This is a genomic window from Burkholderia sp. FW306-1C-G01B (assembly GCF_058781685.1).
Genome location: NZ_JBYSWZ010000014.1, coordinates 188,744 through 210,620 on the forward strand (window position 1 = coordinate 188,744; position 21,877 = coordinate 210,620).

14 protein-coding genes and 4 tRNA genes are annotated in these 21,877 nt (G+C 61.5%); 1 reads left to right on the forward strand and 17 read right to left on the reverse strand.

Translation table 11 applies throughout. The annotated features are described in order from the left end of the window. Positions 1-31: 31 nt before the first annotated feature. The 17 genes from fusA to AC3WLY_RS26540 all read right to left on the reverse strand — a co-directional run bounded on the left by fusA (position 32) and on the right by AC3WLY_RS26540 (position 19,600). Positions 32-2,134, reverse strand: coding sequence for an elongation factor G (fusA, locus tag AC3WLY_RS26460; protein ID WP_105393663.1), 2,103 nt, complete (start codon positions 2,132-2,134; stop codon positions 32-34). A gap of 123 nt (positions 2,135-2,257) precedes the next feature. Next, positions 2,258-2,728 carry a 30S ribosomal protein S7 gene (rpsG, locus tag AC3WLY_RS26465; protein ID WP_006477195.1) on the reverse strand — a complete coding sequence of 157 codons (471 nt, stop codon included), beginning with the start codon at positions 2,726-2,728 and terminating at the stop codon, positions 2,258-2,260. 172 nt (positions 2,729-2,900) lie between these two features. Further along, complete coding sequence (rpsL, locus tag AC3WLY_RS26470) at positions 2,901-3,281, reverse strand: 30S ribosomal protein S12 (RefSeq protein WP_006400662.1); 381 nt, start codon at positions 3,279-3,281, stop codon at positions 2,901-2,903. 227 nt (positions 3,282-3,508) lie between these two features. Next, positions 3,509-5,356, reverse strand: a complete 1,848-nt coding sequence (recQ, locus tag AC3WLY_RS26475; RefSeq protein ID WP_152859258.1) for a DNA helicase RecQ — start codon at positions 5,354-5,356, stop codon at positions 3,509-3,511. Positions 5,357-5,667: 311 nt separating this feature from the next. Continuing rightward, positions 5,668-9,915 carry a DNA-directed RNA polymerase subunit beta' gene (gene rpoC, locus AC3WLY_RS26480; RefSeq protein WP_034183757.1) on the reverse strand — a complete coding sequence of 1,416 codons (4,248 nt, stop codon included), beginning with the start codon at positions 9,913-9,915 and terminating at the stop codon, positions 5,668-5,670. A gap of 21 nt (positions 9,916-9,936) precedes the next feature. Further along, a complete protein-coding gene (gene rpoB, locus AC3WLY_RS26485) occupies positions 9,937-14,043 on the reverse strand; it encodes a DNA-directed RNA polymerase subunit beta (RefSeq protein WP_175964433.1) in 4,107 nt (1,368 codons plus the stop codon). A 377-nt stretch (positions 14,044-14,420) separates the two neighbouring features. Beyond that, on the reverse strand, positions 14,421-14,795 hold the full coding sequence (gene rplL / locus AC3WLY_RS26490) for a 50S ribosomal protein L7/L12 (protein ID WP_034183755.1): 375 nt from the start codon (positions 14,793-14,795) through the stop codon (positions 14,421-14,423). A gap of 63 nt (positions 14,796-14,858) precedes the next feature. Next, entirely contained in the window at positions 14,859-15,356 is a 498-nt protein-coding gene (rplJ, locus tag AC3WLY_RS26495; protein ID WP_027788582.1) for a 50S ribosomal protein L10, read from the reverse strand. A gap of 295 nt (positions 15,357-15,651) precedes the next feature. Continuing rightward, a complete protein-coding gene (rplA, locus tag AC3WLY_RS26500; RefSeq protein ID WP_006482906.1) occupies positions 15,652-16,350 on the reverse strand; it encodes a 50S ribosomal protein L1 in 699 nt (232 codons plus the stop codon). Then, positions 16,351-16,782 carry a 50S ribosomal protein L11 gene (rplK, locus tag AC3WLY_RS26505; protein ID WP_006753591.1) on the reverse strand — a complete coding sequence of 144 codons (432 nt, stop codon included), beginning with the start codon at positions 16,780-16,782 and terminating at the stop codon, positions 16,351-16,353. Between the two features lie 140 nt (positions 16,783-16,922). Next, positions 16,923-17,480 carry a transcription termination/antitermination protein NusG gene (gene nusG, locus AC3WLY_RS26510; protein WP_006400672.1) on the reverse strand — a complete coding sequence of 186 codons (558 nt, stop codon included), beginning with the start codon at positions 17,478-17,480 and terminating at the stop codon, positions 16,923-16,925. Position 17,481: 1 nt separating this feature from the next. Further along, positions 17,482-17,862, reverse strand: coding sequence for a preprotein translocase subunit SecE (gene secE, locus AC3WLY_RS26515; RefSeq protein WP_034183753.1), 381 nt, complete (start codon positions 17,860-17,862; stop codon positions 17,482-17,484). A gap of 43 nt (positions 17,863-17,905) precedes the next feature. Next, positions 17,906-17,981, reverse strand: a tRNA-Trp gene (locus tag AC3WLY_RS26520). A gap of 59 nt (positions 17,982-18,040) precedes the next feature. After that, complete coding sequence (tuf, locus tag AC3WLY_RS26525) at positions 18,041-19,231, reverse strand: elongation factor Tu (RefSeq protein WP_006482910.1); 1,191 nt, start codon at positions 19,229-19,231, stop codon at positions 18,041-18,043. A gap of 66 nt (positions 19,232-19,297) precedes the next feature. Next, a tRNA-Thr gene (locus tag AC3WLY_RS26530) sits at positions 19,298-19,372 on the reverse strand. A gap of 24 nt (positions 19,373-19,396) precedes the next feature. Then, positions 19,397-19,470, reverse strand: a tRNA-Gly gene (locus tag AC3WLY_RS26535). Positions 19,471-19,514: 44 nt separating this feature from the next. Further along, positions 19,515-19,600, reverse strand: a tRNA-Tyr gene (locus AC3WLY_RS26540). A 932-nt stretch (positions 19,601-20,532) separates the two neighbouring features. On the opposite strand from AC3WLY_RS26540, the gene AC3WLY_RS26545 reads away from it, so the two are divergent. Further along, complete coding sequence (locus tag AC3WLY_RS26545; protein WP_175964561.1) at positions 20,533-21,075, forward strand: hypothetical protein; 543 nt, start codon at positions 20,533-20,535, stop codon at positions 21,073-21,075. Positions 21,076-21,877: the final 802 nt, after the last annotated feature.

Consider the following 21,877-nt stretch of genomic DNA (forward strand, 5'->3'; position numbering starts at 1 on the left):
CTTTCAAAAAATAATCAGTTGGTAGCTAGATTTACTTCGACTTCGCGCTGATGATCGCGTCGGCAACGTTGCGCGGAGCTTCAGCGTAGTGCTTGAACTCCATCGTGTACGTTGCGCGACCTTGCGTCAGCGAGCGCAGCGACGTCGAATAACCGAACATTTCCGACAGCGGCACTTCGGCGCGCACGATCTTGCCGCCGCCAACCATGTCTTCCATGCCCTGGACGATACCGCGACGGCCCGACAGGTCGCCCATCACGTTGCCCATGTAGTCTTCCGGCGTCTCGACTTCGACAGCCATCATCGGCTCGAGCACGACCGGGTTCGCCTTGCGCATCGCTTCCTTGAACGCCATCGAACCGGCCATCCGGAACGCGTTTTCGTTCGAGTCAACGTCGTGGTACGAACCGAACGTCAGGTGAACCTTCACGTCGACGACCGGGAAGCCTGCCAGCACGCCCGACTTCAGCGTGTCCTGGATACCCTTGTCGACCGCCGGGATGTATTCACGCGGAATCACACCACCCTTGATCTCGTCGAAGAACTCGTAGCCCTTGCCCTGTTCGTTCGGCTCGAGCGTGATGACCGCGTGACCGTACTGGCCGCGACCACCCGACTGCTTGACGAACTTGCCGTCGACATCCTTCGCCGTCGAACGGATCGTCTCGCGGTAGGCAACCTGCGGCTTGCCGACGGTTGCTTCCACGCCGAATTCACGCTTCATCCGGTCGACCAGAATTTCGAGGTGGAGCTCGCCCATGCCCGAAATGATGGTCTGGCCCGACTCTTCGTCGGTCTGCACGCGGAACGACGGATCTTCCTGCGCCAGGCGGTTCAGCGCGAGGCCCATCTTTTCCTGGTCAGCCTTGGTCTTCGGCTCGACAGCCTGCGAGATCACCGGCTCCGGGAACACCATGCGCTCGAGAATGATCGGGTTCGCCGGATCGCACAGCGTGTCGCCCGTGGTCGCTTCCTTCAGGCCGACCGCAGCAGCGATGTCGCCTGCGCGCACTTCCTTGATTTCTTCGCGCTGGTTCGCGTGCATCTGCAGAATACGACCCAGACGTTCCTTCTTGTCCTTCGTCGAGTTCAGCAGCGTGTCGCCCGAATTCACCACACCCGAGTACACACGGAAGAAGATCAGCTGGCCGACGAACGGGTCGGTCATGATCTTGAACGCGAGCGCCGAGAACTTCTCGTCGTCCGACGCACGGCGCTCTGCGGAATCGCCGTTTTCGAGTTCGCCCTTGACCGGCGGGATGTCGACCGGCGACGGCAGGAAATCGATCACGGCGTCGAGCATGCGCTGCACGCCCTTGTTCTTGAACGCGGTACCGCACAGCATCGGCTGGATTTCGCACGCGATCGTACGGTCGCGCAGCGCCTTGACGATGTCGGCTTCCGGCAGATCGCCTTCTTCCAGGTACTTGTTCATCAGGTCTTCGTTGGCTTCAGCAGCCGCCTCGACCATCTTTTCGCGCCATTCCTTGCAGGTTTCGGCGAGTTCGGCCGGGATGTCGACGTAGTCGAACTTCGTGCCTTGCGACGCTTCGTCCCAAATGATCGCCTTCATCTTGATCAGGTCGACCACGCCCTTGAAGTTTTCTTCCGAGCCGATCGGCACCACGACCGGAACCGGGTTCGCCTTCAGGCGCAGACGGAGCTGGTCGTAGACCTTGAAGAAGTTCGCGCCGGTACGGTCCATCTTGTTGACGAACGCGAGACGCGGCACCTTGTACTTGTTCGCCTGGCGCCACACCGTTTCCGACTGCGGCTGCACGCCGCCCACTGCGCAGTACACCATGCATGCGCCGTCGAGCACGCGCATCGAACGCTCCACTTCGATCGTGAAGTCGACGTGGCCCGGGGTGTCGATGATGTTGATGCGGTGTTCCGGATAGTTGCCGCCCATGCCCTTCCAGAAGGCCGTGGTAGCAGCGGACGTGATCGTAATGCCACGCTCCTGTTCCTGCTCCATCCAGTCCATCGTGGCTGCGCCGTCGTGAACTTCACCGATCTTGTGGTTCACACCGGTGTAAAACAGAATGCGCTCGGTCGTCGTCGTCTTGCCGGCGTCGATGTGAGCGCTAATACCGATATTGCGGTAGCGCTCGATAGGAGTCTTGCGAGCCACTTTGATCCTCTACTGGGATGACATGATGCAGCCCTGCTGCATCATGCTTCAACACAAACGGGCGAGGCGCCTGAAAAGCGCACCCGCCCGGAATTTATTTCCGCTAACAGCCCAGCCAGGCGCTTAGAAACGGAAATGCGAGAACGCGCGGTTGGCTTCTGCCATGCGGTGAACTTCATCGCGCTTCTTCATCGCGCCGCCACGGCCTTCGGCCGCTTCGGAGAGTTCACCTGCCAGACGCAGAGCCATCGACTTCTCGCTGCGCTTCTTCGCAGCCTCACGCAGCCAGCGCATCGCCAATGCCATACGACGCGACGGGCGCACTTCGACCGGAACTTGATAGTTGGCACCACCAACGCGACGGCTCTTCACTTCGACCACCGGCTTCACGTTGTTGAGCGCAACCGTGAACACTTCCAGCGGGTCCTTGCCACCCTTGGTCTGGATCTGTTCGAATGCGCCATAAACGATGCGCTCTGCGACCGACTTCTTGCCGGACAGCATCAGCATGTTCATGAACTTGGCTACATCAACGTTGCCGAACTTCGGATCCGGCAACACTTCCCGCTTGGGGACTTCGCGACGACGCGGCATGATTCTTCCTTTACTTGTTCAGTTGGAGCTGTATCCAGCTCCGCGGCCACCAACAAACCCGATCACATCTTCACGACTAACCAGCTTGGCCGGGTGACCACTTACTCGACAGCACCGGCAATCCGGCACTCCCGCCTTGACCGCCCAGAGGCGATCCCTGATCAAAAACTGCTTACTTGGCAGCCTTTGCACGCTTCGCGCCGTACTTCGAGCGCGCTTGCTTACGGTCCTTGACGCCCTGGGTATCCAGCGAGCCGCGAACCATGTGGTAACGCACACCCGGCAAGTCCTTCACACGGCCGCCGCGGATCAGCACAACCGAGTGTTCCTGCAGGTTGTGGCCTTCACCGCCGATGTACGAAATCACTTCGAAGCCGTTCGTCAGACGAACCTTGGCGACCTTACGGAGTGCCGAGTTCGGCTTCTTCGGCGTCGTCGTGTACACACGGGTGCACACGCCGCGACGCTGGGGGCAGTCCTGCAGGGCCGGGCTCTTGCTCTTCGTCGTTTCCGACTGACGGCCTTTGCGAACCAGTTGGTTGATGGTTGGCATTGTTTATTCCTGAAATTGAACAAAATCCGCACACCGATTTCGGGCAAAGCGAGAATCGGCGCACAGTTGACTTCCGAACCGGCGAAACGGACGCGAACCTTCGAACGCGACTCGGCCCACCGAATACCGGAACCAAACATGATATTCCGGAAATGCCAACTAAGTCAACGGCTTGCGTGATTCGCCGGCCAGCCGCGTGGTTTGCCGGAAGGGTCGGAACACCTGTGTCAGGCCGATTCGACGACGTCGATGATCTCGTCGCCGAAGCGCTCGAGCTTGCGCACGCCCATGCCGGGGATATGGCGCAGGTCGTCGATCGTCTCCGGCGCGTTGCGCGCGATCTCGGCGAGCGTCGCGTCGTGGAAGATCACGTAGGCCGGCACGCCGTCCGTCTTCGCGGTTTCCGCGCGCCACGCGCGCAGCGCATCCCACCGTGCGCGCTCGCGCGTGCCCATGCCGGCCGTCGGATCGACGCGCGTGCCGCTGCGGCTCGACGACTGTCGCGTGCGCTGCGGCTTCACGTAGCGGCGCAGCGTGACCTTCTCCTCGTTCTTCAGCACGGGCTTCGCGGCCTCGGTCAGCATGAGCGCACCGAAGCCGCCATGGTCGACCGCCAGGTAGCCGTACGCGACGAGCTGCCGGAAAATCGCGCGCCACTCGGGCTCGGATAGCGACGCGCCGATCCCGAACGTGCTGAGCTGGTCGTGCCCGCGCTGCAACACCTTCTCGGTGCGCCCGCCGCGCAGGATTTCGATCAGGTGGCTCGAACCGAAATTGAAGCCGCTCGAACGCTGCGCGCGGAACACGCACGACAGCGCCATCTGCGCCTCGCGCGTCGCGTCCCACGAATCGGGCGGCTCGAGGCACGTGTCGCAGTTGCCGCATGGCTGGCTCGCCTCGCCGAAGTAGTTCAGCAGCCGCACGCGGCGGCACGAGATCGTCTCGCACAGCCCGAGCAGCGCGTCGAGCTTCGACGTCTGCACGCGCTTGTGCGCGTCGTCCGCGTCGGACTCGTCGATCATCTTGCGCTGCTGGACGACGTCGCCGAGGCCGTACGCCATCCACGCATTCGCGGGCATCCCGTCGCGGCCCGCACGACCGGTTTCCTGGTAATAGCCTTCGACGCTCTTCGGCAGATCCAGGTGCGCGACGAAGCGCACGTCGGGCTTGTCGATGCCCATGCCGAACGCGATCGTCGCGCACATCACGATGCCCTCCTCGCGCTGGAACATTTCCTGGTGCTTCTGCCGCACCTCGAACTCCATCCCCGCGTGATACGGCAGCGCGCGCACGCCCTGCGCCTTCAGCCACTCGGCCGTTTCCTCGACCTTGCGGCGCGACAGGCAATAGACGACGCCCGCATCGGTCGTGCCGTCGGCATTCGTGTGTTCGGCACGGATGAAGTCGAGCAGCTGCGAACGCGCGTTGTCCTTTTCGACGATCCGGTAGCGGATGTTCGGGCGATCGAAGCTCGATATGAATACGCGTGCGTCGTCGAGCGCGAGGCGATGGATGATCTCGTCGCGCGTGATCGCATCGGCCGTGGCGGTCAGCGCGATGCGCGGCACCGACGGAAACCGCTCGTGCAGCACCGACAACTGGATGTATTCCGGACGGAAATCGTGCCCCCATTGCGACACGCAGTGCGCTTCGTCGATCGCGAACAGGCCGATCTTCGCGCGCTCGAGCAACTCGAGGAAACGCCCCGTCATCAGCCGTTCAGGTGCGACATACAGCAGGTCGATCTCGCCCTCGCGCAGCGCGCGCTCGGTCGCCGCAGCCTCGGCGCCCGACAGCGTCGAATTCAGATAGGCCGCGCGCACGCCGACTTCGCGCAGCGCGGCGACCTGGTCCTGCATCAGCGCGATCAGCGGCGACACGACGATGCCGGCGCCCTGCCCGGCCTCGCGCCGCAGCAGTGCCGGGATCTGGTAGCACAGCGACTTGCCGCCGCCGGTCGGCATCAGCACGAGGCAATCGCCGCCGCCGGCGACGTGCTCGACGATCTCGCCCTGCTGGCCGCGAAAGGCGGAATAACCAAAGACTTCGTCGAGAATTTCGAGGGCGCGGGACATGAGTGAGAACGAGGACGGCGGAAGGATGACCGCAATTTTAACAACCCGCTCGCGCGACGCGTGGCGAATCGTGCAACGTTGGCCGATCGGACAGGGTTCGTTCGCGCGCATGACGGGCCTGCCTCGGCCGCGCCGCAAGCGATCGCGATGCCTGCGACAGCACCTGCAGCCATTTGGAGCGCCGCTCGCAGGCAGCTGGTGCCGGCGATGCGCAAGCGCGTCATGCGCGTGAACGACGGATAAAAAAAACCGCCCGGCAAAACCGGGCGGTTTCGATGACAGCGAGGCGAGGCGGCTCGCGCCGCCCGCGCTTATTCGGCTGCCGGGTGCTGTTGCGGCTCTTCCGCAGCAGGCGTGCTCGGCGTGCCGAAATCGAACGCCTCTTCTGCTGCGATCTGGTCGAAACGCTCGCGATCCGACGATTCCTTCGCCTTGCGTGCCTTGTGGAACGCGAGACCCGTACCGGCCGGAATCAGGCGGCCGACGATCACGTTTTCCTTCAGGCCGCGCAGATCGTCGCGCTTGCCCATGATCGCCGCTTCGGTCAGCACGCGGGTCGTTTCCTGGAACGATGCCGCGGAGATGAACGAGTCGGTCGACAGCGACGCCTTCGTGATACCGAGCAGCACGTTGTCGTACGAAGCCGGACGCTTGTCCTCGGCGATCATGCGATCGTTCTCGTCCAGCATGTCGGAACGTTCGACCTGTTCGCCCGGGATGAAGCGCGTATCGCCGTTGTCGGTGATCTGCACACGACGCAGCATCTGGCGAACGATCACCTCGATGTGCTTGTCGTTGATCTTCACGCCCTGCAGACGGTACACGTCCTGCACTTCGTCGACGATGTAGCGCGACAGCGCTTCGATACCCTGCAGACGCAGGATGTCGTGCGGATCGGCCGGACCGTCCACGATCATTTCGCCCTTGTTGACGACCTGAGCATCGTGGACCAGCACCTGCTTTTCCTTCGCGATCAGGAACTCGTGCTGGTTGCCCTCGAGATCCGTGATGACGAGACGCTGCTTGCCCTTCGTGTCCTTACCGAACGACGTCGTACCGGTGACTTCCGCGAGAATGCCGGCATCCTTCGGCGAACGCGCTTCGAACAGTTCCGCCACCCGCGGCAGACCGCCGGTAATGTCACGCGTCTTCTGCGCTTCGGTCGGGATACGTGCGAGCACTTCACCGACCTGCACCTGCTGGCCATCCTTCACGGTAATCAGTGCGCCGACCTGGAAGCCGATCTGCACTGCGTGTTCCGTGCCCGGAATCTTCACTTCTTCGCCGTTTGCGTCGAGCAGCTTCACCTGCGGACGCACGCTCTTCGAAGCCTGCGAACCGCGACGCTTCACGTCGATCACGACCAGCGTCGACAGGCCGGTCACGTCGTCGATCTGCTTCGCGACCGTCACGCCTTCCTCGACGTTCTCGAACTTCACCGTACCACCGTACTCGGTGATGATCGGACGCGTCAGCGGATCCCACGTGGCGAGCTGCGTGCCTGCCTTGATGGTCGCGCCGTCGAGCTGCAGCAGCGTCGCGCCGTACGGCACTTTGTGACGCTCGCGCTCGCGACCGAAGTCGTCGGTGATCATCGCTTCGCCCGAACGGGAAATGACGATCTGCTCGCCCTTCGCGTTCGTGACGTAGCGCATCGTCGCCGTGAAGCGCACGATACCGTTGCTCTTCGCTTCGACCGACGAGGCCACTGCCGCACGCGATGCCGCACCACCGATGTGGAACGTACGCATCGTCAGCTGCGTGCCCGGTTCACCGATCGACTGTGCCGCGATCACGCCGACTGCTTCGCCGACGTTCACGAGCGAGCCGCGGCCGAGGTCACGGCCGTAGCAGGCTGCACACAGGCCGTAACGCGTTTCGCAGGTCAGCGGCGTGCGCACGCGCACTTCGTCGATGCCGAGGCGTTCGATTTCCTCGACCGCCGTTTCGTCGAGCAGCGTGCCCGATTCGTACAGCGTTTCCTGCGTTTCCGGATTCACGACGTCCGCGACCGCGACGCGGCCGAGGATACGGTCGCGCAGTGCTTCGACGACTTCACCGCCTTCGACCAGCGCCTTCATCGCGACGCCGTTCGACGTGCCGCAATCGTCCTCGACCACGACCAGATCCTGCGTGACGTCGACCAGACGACGCGTCAGGTAACCCGAGTTCGCAGTCTTCAGTGCCGTATCAGCCAGACCCTTACGTGCACCGTGGGTCGAGATGAAGTACTGCAACACGTTCAGGCCTTCGCGGAAGTTCGCGGTAATCGGCGTCTCGATAATCGAGCCGTCCGGCTTCGCCATCAGGCCACGCATACCGGCCAGCTGACGAATCTGCACCGCCGAACCCCGGGCGCCCGAGTCGGCCATCATGTAGATCGAGTTGAACGACTCCTGGCGCGTCTCGTTGCCGTCGCGGTCCGTCACCGGCTCCGTCGACAGCTGCTCCATCATCGCCTTGCCGACCGCTTCCGACGTCGCCGACCAGATGTCGACCACGTTGTTGTAGCGTTCCTGCGCGGTGACGAGACCCGACATGTACTGGCGGTCGTATTCCTTCACCTTCTTCGCGGCGTCGCCGACGATCGTTTCCTTCTGCGGCGGCACGAGCATGTCGTCCACGCAGATCGAAATGCCGGCGCGCGTCGCGAGTCGGAAACCCGACTGCATCAGCTGGTCGGCGAACACCACCGTCGCGCGCAGACCGCACTTGCGGAACGCCGTGTTGATCAGGCGCGAGATTTCCTTCTTCTTCAGCGGCTTGTTCAGCACCGAGAACGGCAGGCCGTGCGGCAGGATCTCCGACAGGATCGCGCGACCGACGGTCGTCGCGTACAGCGAGATCTTCGGCACGAATGCCGGTGCGCCTTCCGACTTGTCTTCGTTGTGGACCATTTCGGTGATCCGCACGTTGACGCGCGATGCCAGCTCGACTTCCTTGTTCTCGTACGCGCGGATCACTTCCGACACGCCCGTGAACGACAGGCCTTCGCCCTTGCCGTTGATCGCTTCGCGGGTCGCGTAGTACAGACCCAGCACGATATCCTGCGACGGCACGATCGACGGATCGCCGTTGGCCGGGAACAGCACGTTGTTCGACGCCAGCATCAGCGTGCGCGCTTCCATCTGCGCTTCGAGCGACAGCGGCACGTGGACGGCCATCTGGTCACCGTCGAAGTCGGCGTTGAACGCCGCACAGACGAGCGGGTGCAGCTGGATCGCCTTGCCTTCGATCAGCACGGGCTCGAACGCCTGGATACCGAGACGGTGCAGCGTCGGCGCACGGTTCAGCATCACCGGGTGCTCGCGGATCACCTCTTCGAGGATGTCCCACACCACCGGCGTCTGGTTCTCGACTTCCTTCTTCGCAGCCTTGATGGTCGTCGCGACGCCCATCACTTCCAGCTTGTTGAAGATGAACGGCTTGAACAGCTCGAGCGCCATCAGCTTCGGCAGACCGCACTGGTGCAGCTTCAGCGTCGGGCCGACCACGATGACCGAACGGCCCGAGTAGTCGACGCGCTTGCCCAGCAGGTTCTGACGGAAACGACCGCCCTTGCCCTTGATCATGTCGGCGAGCGACTTCAGCGGACGCTTGTTCGCGCCCGTCATCGCCTTGCCGCGACGACCGTTGTCGAGCAGCGAGTCGACGGCTTCCTGCAGCATCCGCTTTTCGTTGCGGACGATGATTTCAGGCGCCTTCAGCTCGAGCAGACGCTTCAACCGGTTGTTACGGTTGATCACGCGGCGATACAGGTCGTTCAGGTCCGACGTCGCGAAACGGCCGCCGTCCAGCGGCACGAGCGGACGCAGTTCCGGCGGCAGCACCGGCAGCACTTCGAGGATCATCCACTCGGGCTTGATGCCCGAGCGCTGGAATGCCTCGAGGACCTTCAGGCGCTTCGCGTACTTCTTGATCTTCGCTTCCGAGCCGGTGTTCTTCAACTCGGTGCGCAGCGTCTCGACCTGCTCGTCGATGTTGATCGCGCGCAGCAGCTCACGCACGCCTTCCGCGCCCATCTCGGCACGGAATTCGTCGCCGTATTCCTCGACCTTGTTGTAGTAATCCTCTTCGGTCATGATCTGCCGCGCCTTCAGCGGCGTCATGCCCGGTTCGATCACCACGTACGCTTCGAAGTACAGCACGCGTTCGATGTCGCGCAGCGTCATGTCGAGCACCATGCCCAGACGCGACGGCAGCGACTTCAGGAACCAGATGTGCGCGACCGGCGAGGCCAGTTCGATGTGGCCCATGCGCTCGCGGCGCACCTTCGCCAGCGTCACTTCGACGCCGCACTTCTCGCAGATCACGCCGCGATGCTTCAGACGCTTGTACTTGCCGCACAGGCACTCGTAGTCCTTGATCGGCCCGAAGATCTTCGCGCAGAAGAGACCATCGCGTTCCGGCTTGAACGTACGGTAGTTGATGGTCTCCGGCTTCTTCACTTCGCCGAACGACCACGAACGGATCTTGTCAGGCGAAGCCAGACCGATCTTGATCGCGTCGAAAACTTCTTCCTGTTGGACTTGCTTGAATAGATCGAGCAGAGCTTTCATTGCTTTCTCTCCGTAGTCCGATTAATTGCGGTCGAGATCGATATCGATACCGAGCGAGCGGATTTCCTTCACGAGCACGTTGAAGGATTCCGGCATGCCTGCATCGATCACGTGATCGCCCTTGACCAGGTTTTCGTACACCTTCGTCCGGCCGGTCACGTCGTCCGACTTCACCGTCAGCATTTCCTGCAGCACGTAGGACGCGCCGTACGCTTCGAGTGCCCACACTTCCATTTCACCGAAACGCTGGCCACCGAACTGCGCCTTACCACCCAGCGGCTGCTGCGTGACGAGCGAGTACGGGCCGGTCGAACGCGCGTGCATCTTGTCGTCGACCAAGTGGTGCAGCTTCAGGTAGTGCATGTAGCCAAGCGTCACGCGACGTTCGAACATTTCACCCGTGCGGCCGTCGTACAGACGGACCTGGTTCTTCGACGGGTTCATGCCGAGCTGTTCCGCGATGTCGTCCGGGAACGCGAGGTCGAGCATCTTGCCCATTTCTTCCTCGGTCGCACCGTCGAACACCGGCGTTGCGAACGGCACGCCTTCGCGCAGGTTCTTCGCGAGTTCGAGGATCTCGTCGTCGGTGAAGCTTTCCAGATCTTCCTGGCGGCCCGACTCGTTGTAGATCTTCGTCAGGAACACGCGCAGTTCCTCGATCTTCGCCTGACGCTGCAGCATTTCGCCGATACGCCAGCCGAGGCCCTTCGCGGCCCAGCCGAGGTGCACTTCCAGAACCTGACCCACGTTCATCCGCGACGGCACGCCGAGCGGGTTCAGCACGACGTCTGCCGGACGGCCGTCGGCCATGTACGGCATGTCTTCGATCGGGACGATCTTCGACACGACACCCTTGTTACCGTGACGGCCTGCCATCTTGTCGCCAGGCTGCAGACGGCGCTTCACCGCGAGGTACACCTTGACCATCTTCAGCACGCCCGGCGGCAGTTCGTCGCCTTGCGTGAGCTTCTTGCGCTTCTCTTCGAACGCGAGGTCGAACTGGTGACGCTTTTCCTCGATCGAGTTCTTGATCGCTTCGAGCTGCGCCGCTGCTTCGTCGTCCGCCAGGCGGATGTCGAACCAGTGGTAGTGGTCGAGGTCTTCCAGGTAAGCCTGGTCGATCTTCGTGCCCTTCGCGAGCTTCTTCGGACCGCCGTTCGCGACCTTGCCCACGAGCATACGCGCGAGACGCTGGAACGCGTCGCCTTCCACGATGCGGAGCTGGTCGTTCAGGTCGAGACGGTAGCGCTTCAGTTCGTCGTCGATGATCTGTTGCGCACGCTTGTCGCGCTGGATGCCTTCACGCGTGAACACCTGGACGTCGATCACGGTACCGCTCATGCCCGACGGCACGCGCAGCGACGTGTCCTTCACGTCCGAGGCCTTCTCGCCGAAGATCGCGCGCAGCAGCTTCTCTTCCGGCGTCAGCTGGGTCTCGCCCTTCGGCGTGACCTTGCCGACCAGCACGTCGCCCGCTTCGACTTCAGCACCGATGTACACGATGCCCGATTCGTCGAGACGGCCGAGCTGGACTTCCGCCAGGTTCGAGATGTCGCGCGTGATTTCTTCCGGCCCGAGCTTCGTGTCGCGTGCAACGACGTTCAGCTCTTCGATGTGGATCGACGTGTAGCGATCGTCGGCCACGACCTTCTCCGAGATCAGGATCGAATCCTCGAAGTTGTAGCCGTTCCACGGCATGAACGCGATCAGCATGTTCTGGCCGAGCGCGAGCTCGCCCAGGTCCGTCGAGGCGCCGTCGGCCAGCACGTCGCCGCGCGAGACCTTGTCGCCCATCTTCACGATCGGACGCTGGTTGATGTTCGTGTTCTGGTTCGAACGCGTGTACTTGATCAGGTTGTAGATGTCGACACCGACTTCACCTGCGACCGCTTCGTCGTCGTTCACGCGAATCACGATACGGCCTGCGTCGACATAGTCGACGACGCCGCCGCGGAACGCCTGAACCGTCGTGCCCGAGTCGACCGCGCAGGTGCGCTCGATGCCCGTACCGACGACCGGCTTTTCCGGACGCAGACACGGCACGGCCTGACGCTGCATGTTCGAGCCCATCAGTGCTCGGTTCGCATCGTCGTGCTCGAGGAACGGGATCAGCGAGGCTGCGACCGACACGATCTGCGACGGCGCGACGTCCATGTACTGGATGCGGTCCGGCGTGACCATCATCGTTTCGCCGGCTTCGCGCGACGACACGAGTTCGTCGATCAGCGTGCCGTTCTCGTCGATCGCGGCGTTCGCCTGCGCGATCATGTAGCGGCCTTCTTCGATCGCCGACAGGTAGTCGATCTGGTCGGTCACCTTGCTGTCCACGACCTTGCGGTACGGCGTCTCGAGGAAGCCGTACTCGTTCAGGTGCGCGTACAGTGCGAGCGAGTTGATCAGGCCGATGTTCGGACCTTCCGGCGTTTCGATCGGGCACACGCGGCCGTAGTGGGTCGGGTGCACGTCGCGGACTTCAAAACCTGCACGCTCGCGCGTCAGACCGCCCGGGCCCAGTGCGGAAACACGGCGCTTGTGCGTGATTTCCGACAGCGGGTTGGTCTGGTCCATGAACTGCGAAAGCTGCGACGAACCGAAGAACTCGCGGATCGCCGACGAAATCGGCTTCGAGTTGATCAGGTCGTGCGGCATCAGGTTTTCGCTTTCGGCCTGGCCGAGGCGTTCCTTGACCGCGCGCTCGACGCGCACGAGACCGGCGCGGAACTGGTTTTCCGCCAGTTCGCCGACGCAACGCACGCGACGGTTGCCGAGGTGGTCGATGTCGTCCACTTCGCCCTTGCCGTTGCGCAGCTCGACGAGGATCTTGATCGTCGCGAGGATGTCGTCGTCCTGCAGCGTCATCGGGCCGGTGATCTCGTCACGGCTGACGCGGCGGTTGAACTTCATACGACCGACCTTCGACAGGTCGTACGCTTCTTCGCTGTAGAACAGACGGTTGAACAGTGCCTCGACCGCTTCCTCGGTCGGCGGCTCGCCCGGACGCATCATGCGGTAGATCGCGATGCGCGCGGCCGTCCTGTCGGTCGTTTCGTCGACACGCAGCGTCGACGAGATGTACGGACCCTGGTCCAGATCGTTCGTGTAGAGCGTCTGGATGTCCTTGATGCCCGCTTCGCGCAGCTTCTCGAGCACGCTTTCCGTGACTTCGTCGTTCGCGCTCGCGATCACTTCGCCGGTATCGCCGTCGACGACGTTCTTCGCCAGCACGCGGCCGAGCAGATAGTCTTCCGGCACCGAGATGAACTTGGTCTTCGCGGCTTCGAGGTCGCGAATGTGCTTCGCGTTGATCCGCTTGTCCTTCTGGACGATGACCTTGCCATCGCGATCCGTGATGTCGAAACGCGCGACTTCGCCACGCAGACGCTCGGGCACGAACTCGAGTTGCGCGCCTTCGTCCATCAGCGTGAAGTTGTCGAACACGAAGAAGTTCGCGAGGATCTGTTCCGGCGTCAGGCCGATGGCCTTCAGCAGGATCGTGACCGGCATCTTGCGGCGACGGTCGACGCGGAAGTACAGGATGTCCTTCGGATCGAATTCGAAGTCGAGCCACGAGCCGCGGTACGGAATGATCCGTGCCGAGAACAGCAGCTTGCCCGAGCTGTGCGTCTTGCCCTTGTCGTGTTCGAAGAACACGCCCGGCGAACGGTGCAGCTGCGAGACGATGACACGCTCGGTGCCGTTGATGACGAACGAGCCCGTCGGCGTCATGAGCGGAAGTTCGCCCATGTACACTTCCTGCTCCTTCACTTCCTTGACGACCGGCTTGTTCGGCGATTCCTTGTCGAGGATGACAAGGCGGACCTTCGCGCGCAGCGCGGAACAGTACGTCAGGCCACGCTGCTGGCATTCCTTGATGTTGAATGCCGGCGCGGACAACGCATAGCTCACGAACTCGAGACGTGCGAAACCGTTGTGCGAAACAATGGGGAATACCGATGTGAACGCGGCCTGCAAACCTTCAGGCTTGCGTTGCGTGGCCGGCACATCGGCTTGCAGAAACGTGCTGAATGATTCAAGCTGGGTAGCCAGCAAGAAAGGAACTTGGTGAACGATGGGGCGCTTCGCGAAACTCTTGCGAATGCGCTTCTTCTCGGTGAAGGAATATTGCATACGATCTCCGAATCACGGCGGGTGCTATCGAGGCGGAATACCTGGACGTTTCAAACCCGAGTGTTCACCGACTGAGACCCGATGGCCGTCCGACGGCTTGAACGAGCCGAGAAGCTTGGTGGTTGGCCGCTACCAACCGCTGGCTGACGGCAGCGGATGCCTGTGTTGCCCGCTACCCGACCAAACTTGCCTTCTGCAGTCGCTTCAGAAGACAAAGAGAAACGCCAATCGTGACCAATGACAACGATTAGACGGTTTTCTTTGGCTTCTGGGGCCAATTATTCGGGCTCCCGAATGAGTGCCAGAATAACGTCCCCACAAAGCACAAAAAGGCCGGCGGTGAAAATACCGCCAGCCTTCGCACAGCGCGTCGAAACTTACTTGATTTCGACCTTCGCGCCTGCGTCTTCCAGCTTCTTCTTGGCTTCTTCCGATGCAGCCTTGTCGACGCCTTCCTTGACAGCCTTCGGTGCGCCGTCAACCAGGTCCTTCGCTTCCTTCAGGCCCAGGCCCGTCAGTTCGCGAACTGCCTTGATGACTGCAACCTTGTTGCCGCCTGCTTCAGCCAGAACGACCGTGAACTCGGTCTTCTCTTCAGCAGCAGCAGCAGCGCCGCCGCCTGCCGGGCCAGCGACTGCCACTGCAGCTGCCGACACGCCAAACTTCTCTTCGAACGCCTTGACCAGTTCGTTCAGTTCCAGAACGGTCATCCCTTCGACTGCTGCCAGGATGTCTTCTTTTGCGATTGCCATTTGAAATACTCCTAAATTGAATTCGGATACAGCCAGCGATCAATGACGCTGATGCACGTTCGATTACGCAGCTTCCGCTTGCTTCTTCTCGGCCAGCGCGGCCAGAGCACGCGCGAAGCCCGAAACAGGCGATTGCATAACGAACAGCAGCTTCGAGAGCAGTTCTTCGCGGCTCGGGATGCTTGCCAGCGCTTGCACGCCAGCCTTGTCCATCACCTTGCCATCGAACGAACCAGCCTTGATGACCAACTTGTCATTGCTCTTGCTGAAGTCGTTGACGACCTTAGCAGCAGCAATTGCATCTTCCGAGATGCCGTAGATCAACGGACCAGTCATCTGCTCTGCCAGCGGAGCAAACGGCGTACCTTCGACAGCGCGACGCGCCAGCGTGTTCTTCAACACGCGCAGGTAAACCTGTTGCTCACGCGCTTGCGCGCGCAGCTTGGTCAGATCGCCAACCGCAATTCCACGATACTCAGCCAGCACAACGGTCTGGGCCTTCGCGACTTGCGCGGAAACCTCAGCTACGACGGCTTGCTTGTCTTCTCTATTAAGCGGCACGGTTAGCCTCCAGAAACGATACGTTCGGCACGAAACCTCACGTACCTCGTTCAACAACGGCGTCCGACCTCGTTAGGAGTATTTCCACCTCACGCCGCGAATCGCTTCACGGCCTGCGGCTTCACCACTGCAAAACTTTTTCGGGTTCGCCATCTGCGTTGGCTTGAATTAAGGGATCGCCTGCCTGCTGCGCCCCACCAACGGTCTTTGATAACCGGTTGCCCGCCTTGCTGCACGAACAACCGCCCAAAGCCCATGAAGGCCGCTTCGCAAGCGAAGCGGCCTGAATACTTGCTTACTGTGCTGCCAGCGTAGCCTGGTCGACACGCACGCCGACGCCCATCGTGCTCGACAGTGCGATCTTGCGCAGGTACACGCCCTTGCTCGTTGCCGGCTTTGCCTTCTGCAGCGCTTCGATCAGCGCCGACAGGTTCGAACGCAGTGCGGTCGGCTCGAACGATGCGCGGCCGATGGTCGCGTGGATGATACCGGCCTTGTCGACACGGAATTGCACCTGACCAGCCTTCGCGTTCTTGACGGCGGTTGCGACGTCCGGCGTGACCGTACCGACCTTCGGGTTCGGCATCAGGCCGCGCGGGCCGAGGATCTGGCCGAGCGTACCGACGATACGCATCGTGTCCGGCGAAGCGATCACGATGTCGAAGTCCATCTGGCCAGCCTTGATCTGCTCAGCCAGGTCTTCCATACCGACGATTTCCGCGCCTGCTGCACGAGCCTGCTCGGCCTTCTCGCCTTGCGCGAACACGGCAACGCGAACCGACTTGCCCGTACCGGCTGGCAGAACGACCGAACCACGAACGACCTGGTCCGACTTCTTTGCATCGATGCCGAGCTGGACTGCGACGTCGATCGACTCGTCGAACTTCGCGCTCGCGCATTCCTTCACGAGGCTCAGTGCGTCTTCGATCGCGTACAGCTTCTGACGATCGACCTTGGCGGCAAATGCCTGACGGCGCTTGGAGATCTTAGCCATTTACACGCCCTCCACAGTGATGCCCATCGAGCGTGCGCTACCAGCGATGGTGCGAACGGCTGCGTCCAGATCAGCTGCCGTAAGGTCCGGCATCTTGGTCTTCGCGATTTCTTCAGCTTGAGCGCGCGTGATCGAACCGACCTTGTCGGTATGCGGCTTGCTCGAGCCCTTGTCCACCTTCGCCGCCTTCTTGATCAGGACGGTTGCCGGCGGCGTCTTCATCACGAACGTGAAGCTCTTGTCAGCGAATGCCGTGATGACCACCGGCACCGGCAGACCCGGCTCCATGCCTTGAGTCTGCGCGTTGAACGCCTTGCAGAACTCCATGATGTTCAGGCCGCGCTGGCCCAGTGCCGGACCGACCGGCGGCGACGGGTTGGCTTTACCTGCAGGGATCTGCAGCTTGATAAAGCCGACAATCTTCTTTGCCATTTGAAAACCTCGTTGGAACGCCAGGCGGCGTTCGGTGAGTGATAACGCGCTTTCGCCGCTGGCTACTGACGCTCCTCAACGGCCGTAACGCGGGCCGTAAGCGCGAAGGTGGGCAGCCGAGGCTGCCCACCGAATCGGGATCAAACTTTTTCGACCTGGCCGAACTCGAGTTCGACCGGGGTTGAGCGGCCAAAGATGGTGACCGACACACGCACGCGCGATTTTTCGTAGTTGACTTCTTCGACGGTGCCGTTGAAGTCCGTAAACGGGCCTTCCTTGACACGCACCATCTCGCCAACTTCGAACAGGGTCTTCGGGCGCGGCTTTTCGACGCCTTCCTGCATCTGCGACATGATCTTCTCGACTTCCTTCGGGGAAATCGGGGTCGGGCGGTTACGCGCACCGCCGACGAAGCCGGTGACCTTCGCGGTGTTCTTCACGAGGTGCCACGTTTCGTCCGTCATTTCCATTTCCACCAGCACGTAGCCGGGGAAGAAACGACGCTCGGTCACAGCCTTGTGGCCGCCTTTGACTTCGACCACTTCTTCGGTCGGAACCAGGATCTGACCGAATTTGTCCTGCATGCCAGCACGTTCGATGCGCTCCTGAAGCGCACGTTGCACGCTCTTCTCCATACCGGAGTAGGCGTGCACGACGTACCAACGTTTTCCGCTCGGGGATGCCGGAGTATCGCTCATATCATTTCCAACCCAGAATCGCCGAGAAAATTACCCACTCGATCGATTTGTCACTCAACCAGAGGAAAATCGCCATCACGAGCACGAAACCGAACACGACGAGTGTTGTTTGCGTTGCTTCCTTGCGGGTGGGCCAAACGACCTTCCGGACTTCCTTGTACGAATCCTTGGCAAACGCGATGAGGCTCTTGCCAGGTGCGGACATCAGCCCGACGGCCACGCCAGCGATGATACCTACCGCCAACGCGGCACCGCGAACATACCACTGCTGATTGGCCAGCCAGAAGAAGCCCACGAATCCGGCCAACACCAGCAATACGCCCAGGGCCAGCACTAGCTTATCGCCGGAGGTATTTACAGTTTCGACGGATGGATTCGCCATAACACCTTAAAACAAATGCCACGTAGGACACGTGGCTATTTTTTGGCAGGGGCAGAGGGAATCGAACCCCCAACCTTCGGTTTTGGAGACCGACGCTCTGCCAGTTGAGCTATACCCCTAAACCATGCTGGGGCCGGCTACTGCCAGCCCCAAAACTGTCGATCAACGAATAACTGGCTTACTCGATGATCTTGGCGACGACGCCGGCGCCGACGGTACGGCCGCCTTCGCGGATTGCGAAGCGCAGACCTTCTTCCATCGCGATCGGAGCGATCAGCTTCACCGTGATCGACACGTTGTCGCCCGGCATCACCATTTCCTTGTCCTTCGGCAGCTCGATCGAGCCCGTCACGTCCGTCGTACGGAAGTAGAACTGCGGACGGTAGTTGTTGAAGAACGGCGTGTGACGGCCGCCTTCGTCCTTGCTCAGCACGTACACTTCAGCCGTGAAGTGCGTGTGCGGCGTGATCGAACCCGGCTTCGCCAGAACCTGGCCACGCTCCACGTCTTCACGCTTCGTGCCGCGCAGCAGGATACCGACGTTGTCGCCTGCCTGACCTTGGTCCAGCAGCTTGCGGAACATTTCAACGCCCGTGCAGGTCGTCTTCACCGTCGGCTTGATACCGACGATTTCGATTTCTTCGCCGACCTTCACGATGCCGCGCTCGACACGACCCGTCACCACCGTACCACGGCCCGAGATCGAGAACACGTCTTCCACCGGCATCAGGAACGCGCCGTCAACTGCGCGCTCCGGCGTCGGGATGTACGTGTCCAGCGCGTCGGCCAGGCTCATGATCGCCACTTCGCCCAGCTCGCCCGTGTCGCCTTCCAGCGCCAGCTTCGCCGAACCCTTCACGATCGGCGTGTCGTCGCCCGGGAAGTCGTACTTCGACAGGAGTTCGCGAACTTCCATCTCGACCAGCTCGAGCAGTTCAGCGTCGTCCACCATGTCGCACTTGTTCAGGAACACGATGATGTACGGAACGCCAACCTGACGCGCCAGCAGGATGTGCTCACGCGTTTGCGGCATCGGGCCGTCTGCTGCCGAGCAAACCAGGATCGCGCCGTCCATCTGTGCCGCGCCCGTGATCATGTTCTTCACATAGTCAGCGTGGCCCGGGCAGTCGACGTGTGCGTAGTGGCGGTTAGCCGTTTCGTACTCGACGTGTGCCGTGTTGATCGTGATGCCGCGCGCCTTTTCTTCCGGTGCCGCGTCGATCTGGTCGTACGCCTTCGCTTCGCCGCCGAACTTCTTCGTCAGAACCGTCGTGATCGCTGCCGTCAGCGTCGTCTTGCCGTGGTCAACGTGACCAATCGTACCAACGTTCACGTGCGGCTTGGTCCGCTCAAACTTTTCCTTGGCCATTTTCAACTCCCAAAAGGAATTTCACAGGTTGCGCCGCGCGCAAACAAGACACTGACTTTTTACTGCTGGTGCCCATGGGCAGGATCGAACTGCCGACCTCTCCCTTACCAAGGGAGTGCTCTACCACTGAGCCACATGGGCGCTTTACGCTTCAACTTCGCGGTCTGGAGCGGGTGAAGGGAATCGAACCCTCGTCGTAAGCTTGGAAGGCTTCTGCTCTACCATTGAGCTACACCCGCACGGGCCACTAACGATTCCCTACCGCTCAACTACGCTGATATCTTGGTGGAGGAGGTTGGATTCGAACCAACGTAGGCGTAAGCCAACAGATTTACAGTCTGCCCCCTTTAGCCACTCGGGCACCCCTCCGTAGAGAACTGACGATTATGGGGGTGCATCGCACTCTTGTCAAGCACATCAGGAAGATTATTTTCAACCTTCTTCCCGACACTTGCGCTACCGCCGATCCTCCGCCCTTGCCCGGCTAAGGCAAGCACGACGTATTGCCGATCGGCGCCACATCTTCGTCAGACTCCGCCTTTAGCGCTGATCTGCATCTGCGCTAAAAACGAAAGACCGCCATCATACGACCTCTCGTGCACAATGCCAAGCGGGTAGACGCAAAATTTCCGCAAATTTCGTGCCGGGCGGCCTCGATGATCCCCGCTCAGTGTTCATGAGGGCCTTTAGCCCCTCTATCGTCGGAAAACAGAGGCTTCATATCCGGGTACTGCATGCTACCTGTTCGCAACCTGCAGGCGGTACGCACAACAGGACTCTCGCGCGTTTTCGGTGTTGCATCTGAGACCTAGCGCGGGCTTCCGGCACGGCATCGTGACCCCTTCCCGTCCCCCGTCTTAGCCGACTTCACCGGAAGGCGCGCGATATATGCCGAGTCGCCTGCCCGTTCCCGGCACGAATCCCGATGCGCCCGCTCGCTCTTGTGATGGCTGTCATGGCTTTGACCGTACATGTCACCGGTCCGGCGGATGCCTGATGTCACTCGAGCACGATCGCGAAGATCCGCCAACAGGTATTGGCCGACAGCCACGCCCCGGGGACGCCCGAAGGAGGCCGCCGCACTTGCTGCCTATGAGCGGCTGAAACCTGTCCTCGACGCTGGCTACCTTGGCTCGACGGGCGTCGCGGCGTCGCTGGCGCGCGTGGCTGCTCGATGATGTATCGGTGTACCTCGTCGCAGCAGGCTCCGGAAATGACGCGCGACAAGATGAGTCCGACCACGGCCTGCCTCGACGTGCTGCGGCCGCTGCTTGGCAACGATATGCACCCCACGCACCCGATTGCCTCTCGCCGCGGCGGCGCCGTCGCGGCGGACGCTCTGCAGCATTGCGCCGGCCGATCCGTCGCGCAAACCAGCCAACAGCAGCACCTTGTCGGCCTATCGCAGCGAACCCGCGGCGTACACGCGGCATCCCGCCAGTCCGTGCCATGCCCGCCTCGCTCAACTGAACTCGGATGTCTGCGGTGGCTTCTGCGCAGGAGCTTTCGCCGCGCCTCATACATCCGAGGACGCCGGAAAGCTGACCTGCGACGCGCAGTCGTCGACGTCCGTCACTTGCTGCCCGGCGATGCTCGTGCCGATTCGGAATCAAGGTCGGAACGCGATCCACCGGTTTCCGCCGGCCGAACACTTCGCGCTCGGCGATCGAAGTACTGCATGCACGGTACGATCGACCGCCGTAGATGCCGGTGGTACGCACTTCACGTTACCGGGAGAAGGTCGGGGCTGCCTCGGCGGTATCGCCTATTCGCTCGTCGAGAAGATCTACGTGTTGCGAGACAGCCGACCAGTGCTGGTCAAGAGCAACCGTGTGGGTTTCTAAGGACGGCCACCTCACGAGCTCGCGGGTGTCGCCGCCTGACGCTGCCTGACTTCTTGCAGCCGGCCACATGGCTCCCTTGCGCCCAAGGAAGCAACTTTGCAGAAAAATCAGTGATTTCGAATATGAAATGACGCTCGATAGCGACGTGACGCTGGTCTTGATGCTATGCAGCAAGAACACTCCGAAAACCGGGCATGCGACAGTTAATATTTGGGTCACGCGAACGACGCAAGTCGATCAGTGATCGCTGGACGATTCTTCATGTTGACCGTTGCGGGCAATCGATACGGCGATCAGGGACACAAGCGGCAACCTGCAACCGTTGAACGACAATTGTGATTTTGGTCGAGGATGTGCTCAAGATGCCGGCGATCACGACGAGATGGCTGATCGTTGAAAGGCAGGACTACGCTACGCCAGTCCGTATCCGGTGATGGGCAGATCGGGGAAGGAGGTTGCAGCGAAGAATTTGCCAGCCGCCTGATCAGCCAGGGTGCAGAATTAATCGCCGTCGCGGCGAGCAGCAGATGGCGATGATGGGTCGCGGTAGCTCGAGCCGCCATCGGGTGGGCCAACCTGGTTGGCCTGAGCGTGCCTGACGAATCGTGGAGATGGACGGCACTGCCCGGATCAACACCTTCGGCGCTCCGGCTCCGGCTCCGGCTCCGGCTCCGGCTCCGACTCCGACTGCGCTGCCGTTGCTTGGCGCGGCCTGCATTTTGTCCGCGCCAATGCAAAAACCCCCGCCTTTTGGGCGGGGGTTTCTGGCTAAGGGAGCCTGACGATTACCTACTTTCACACG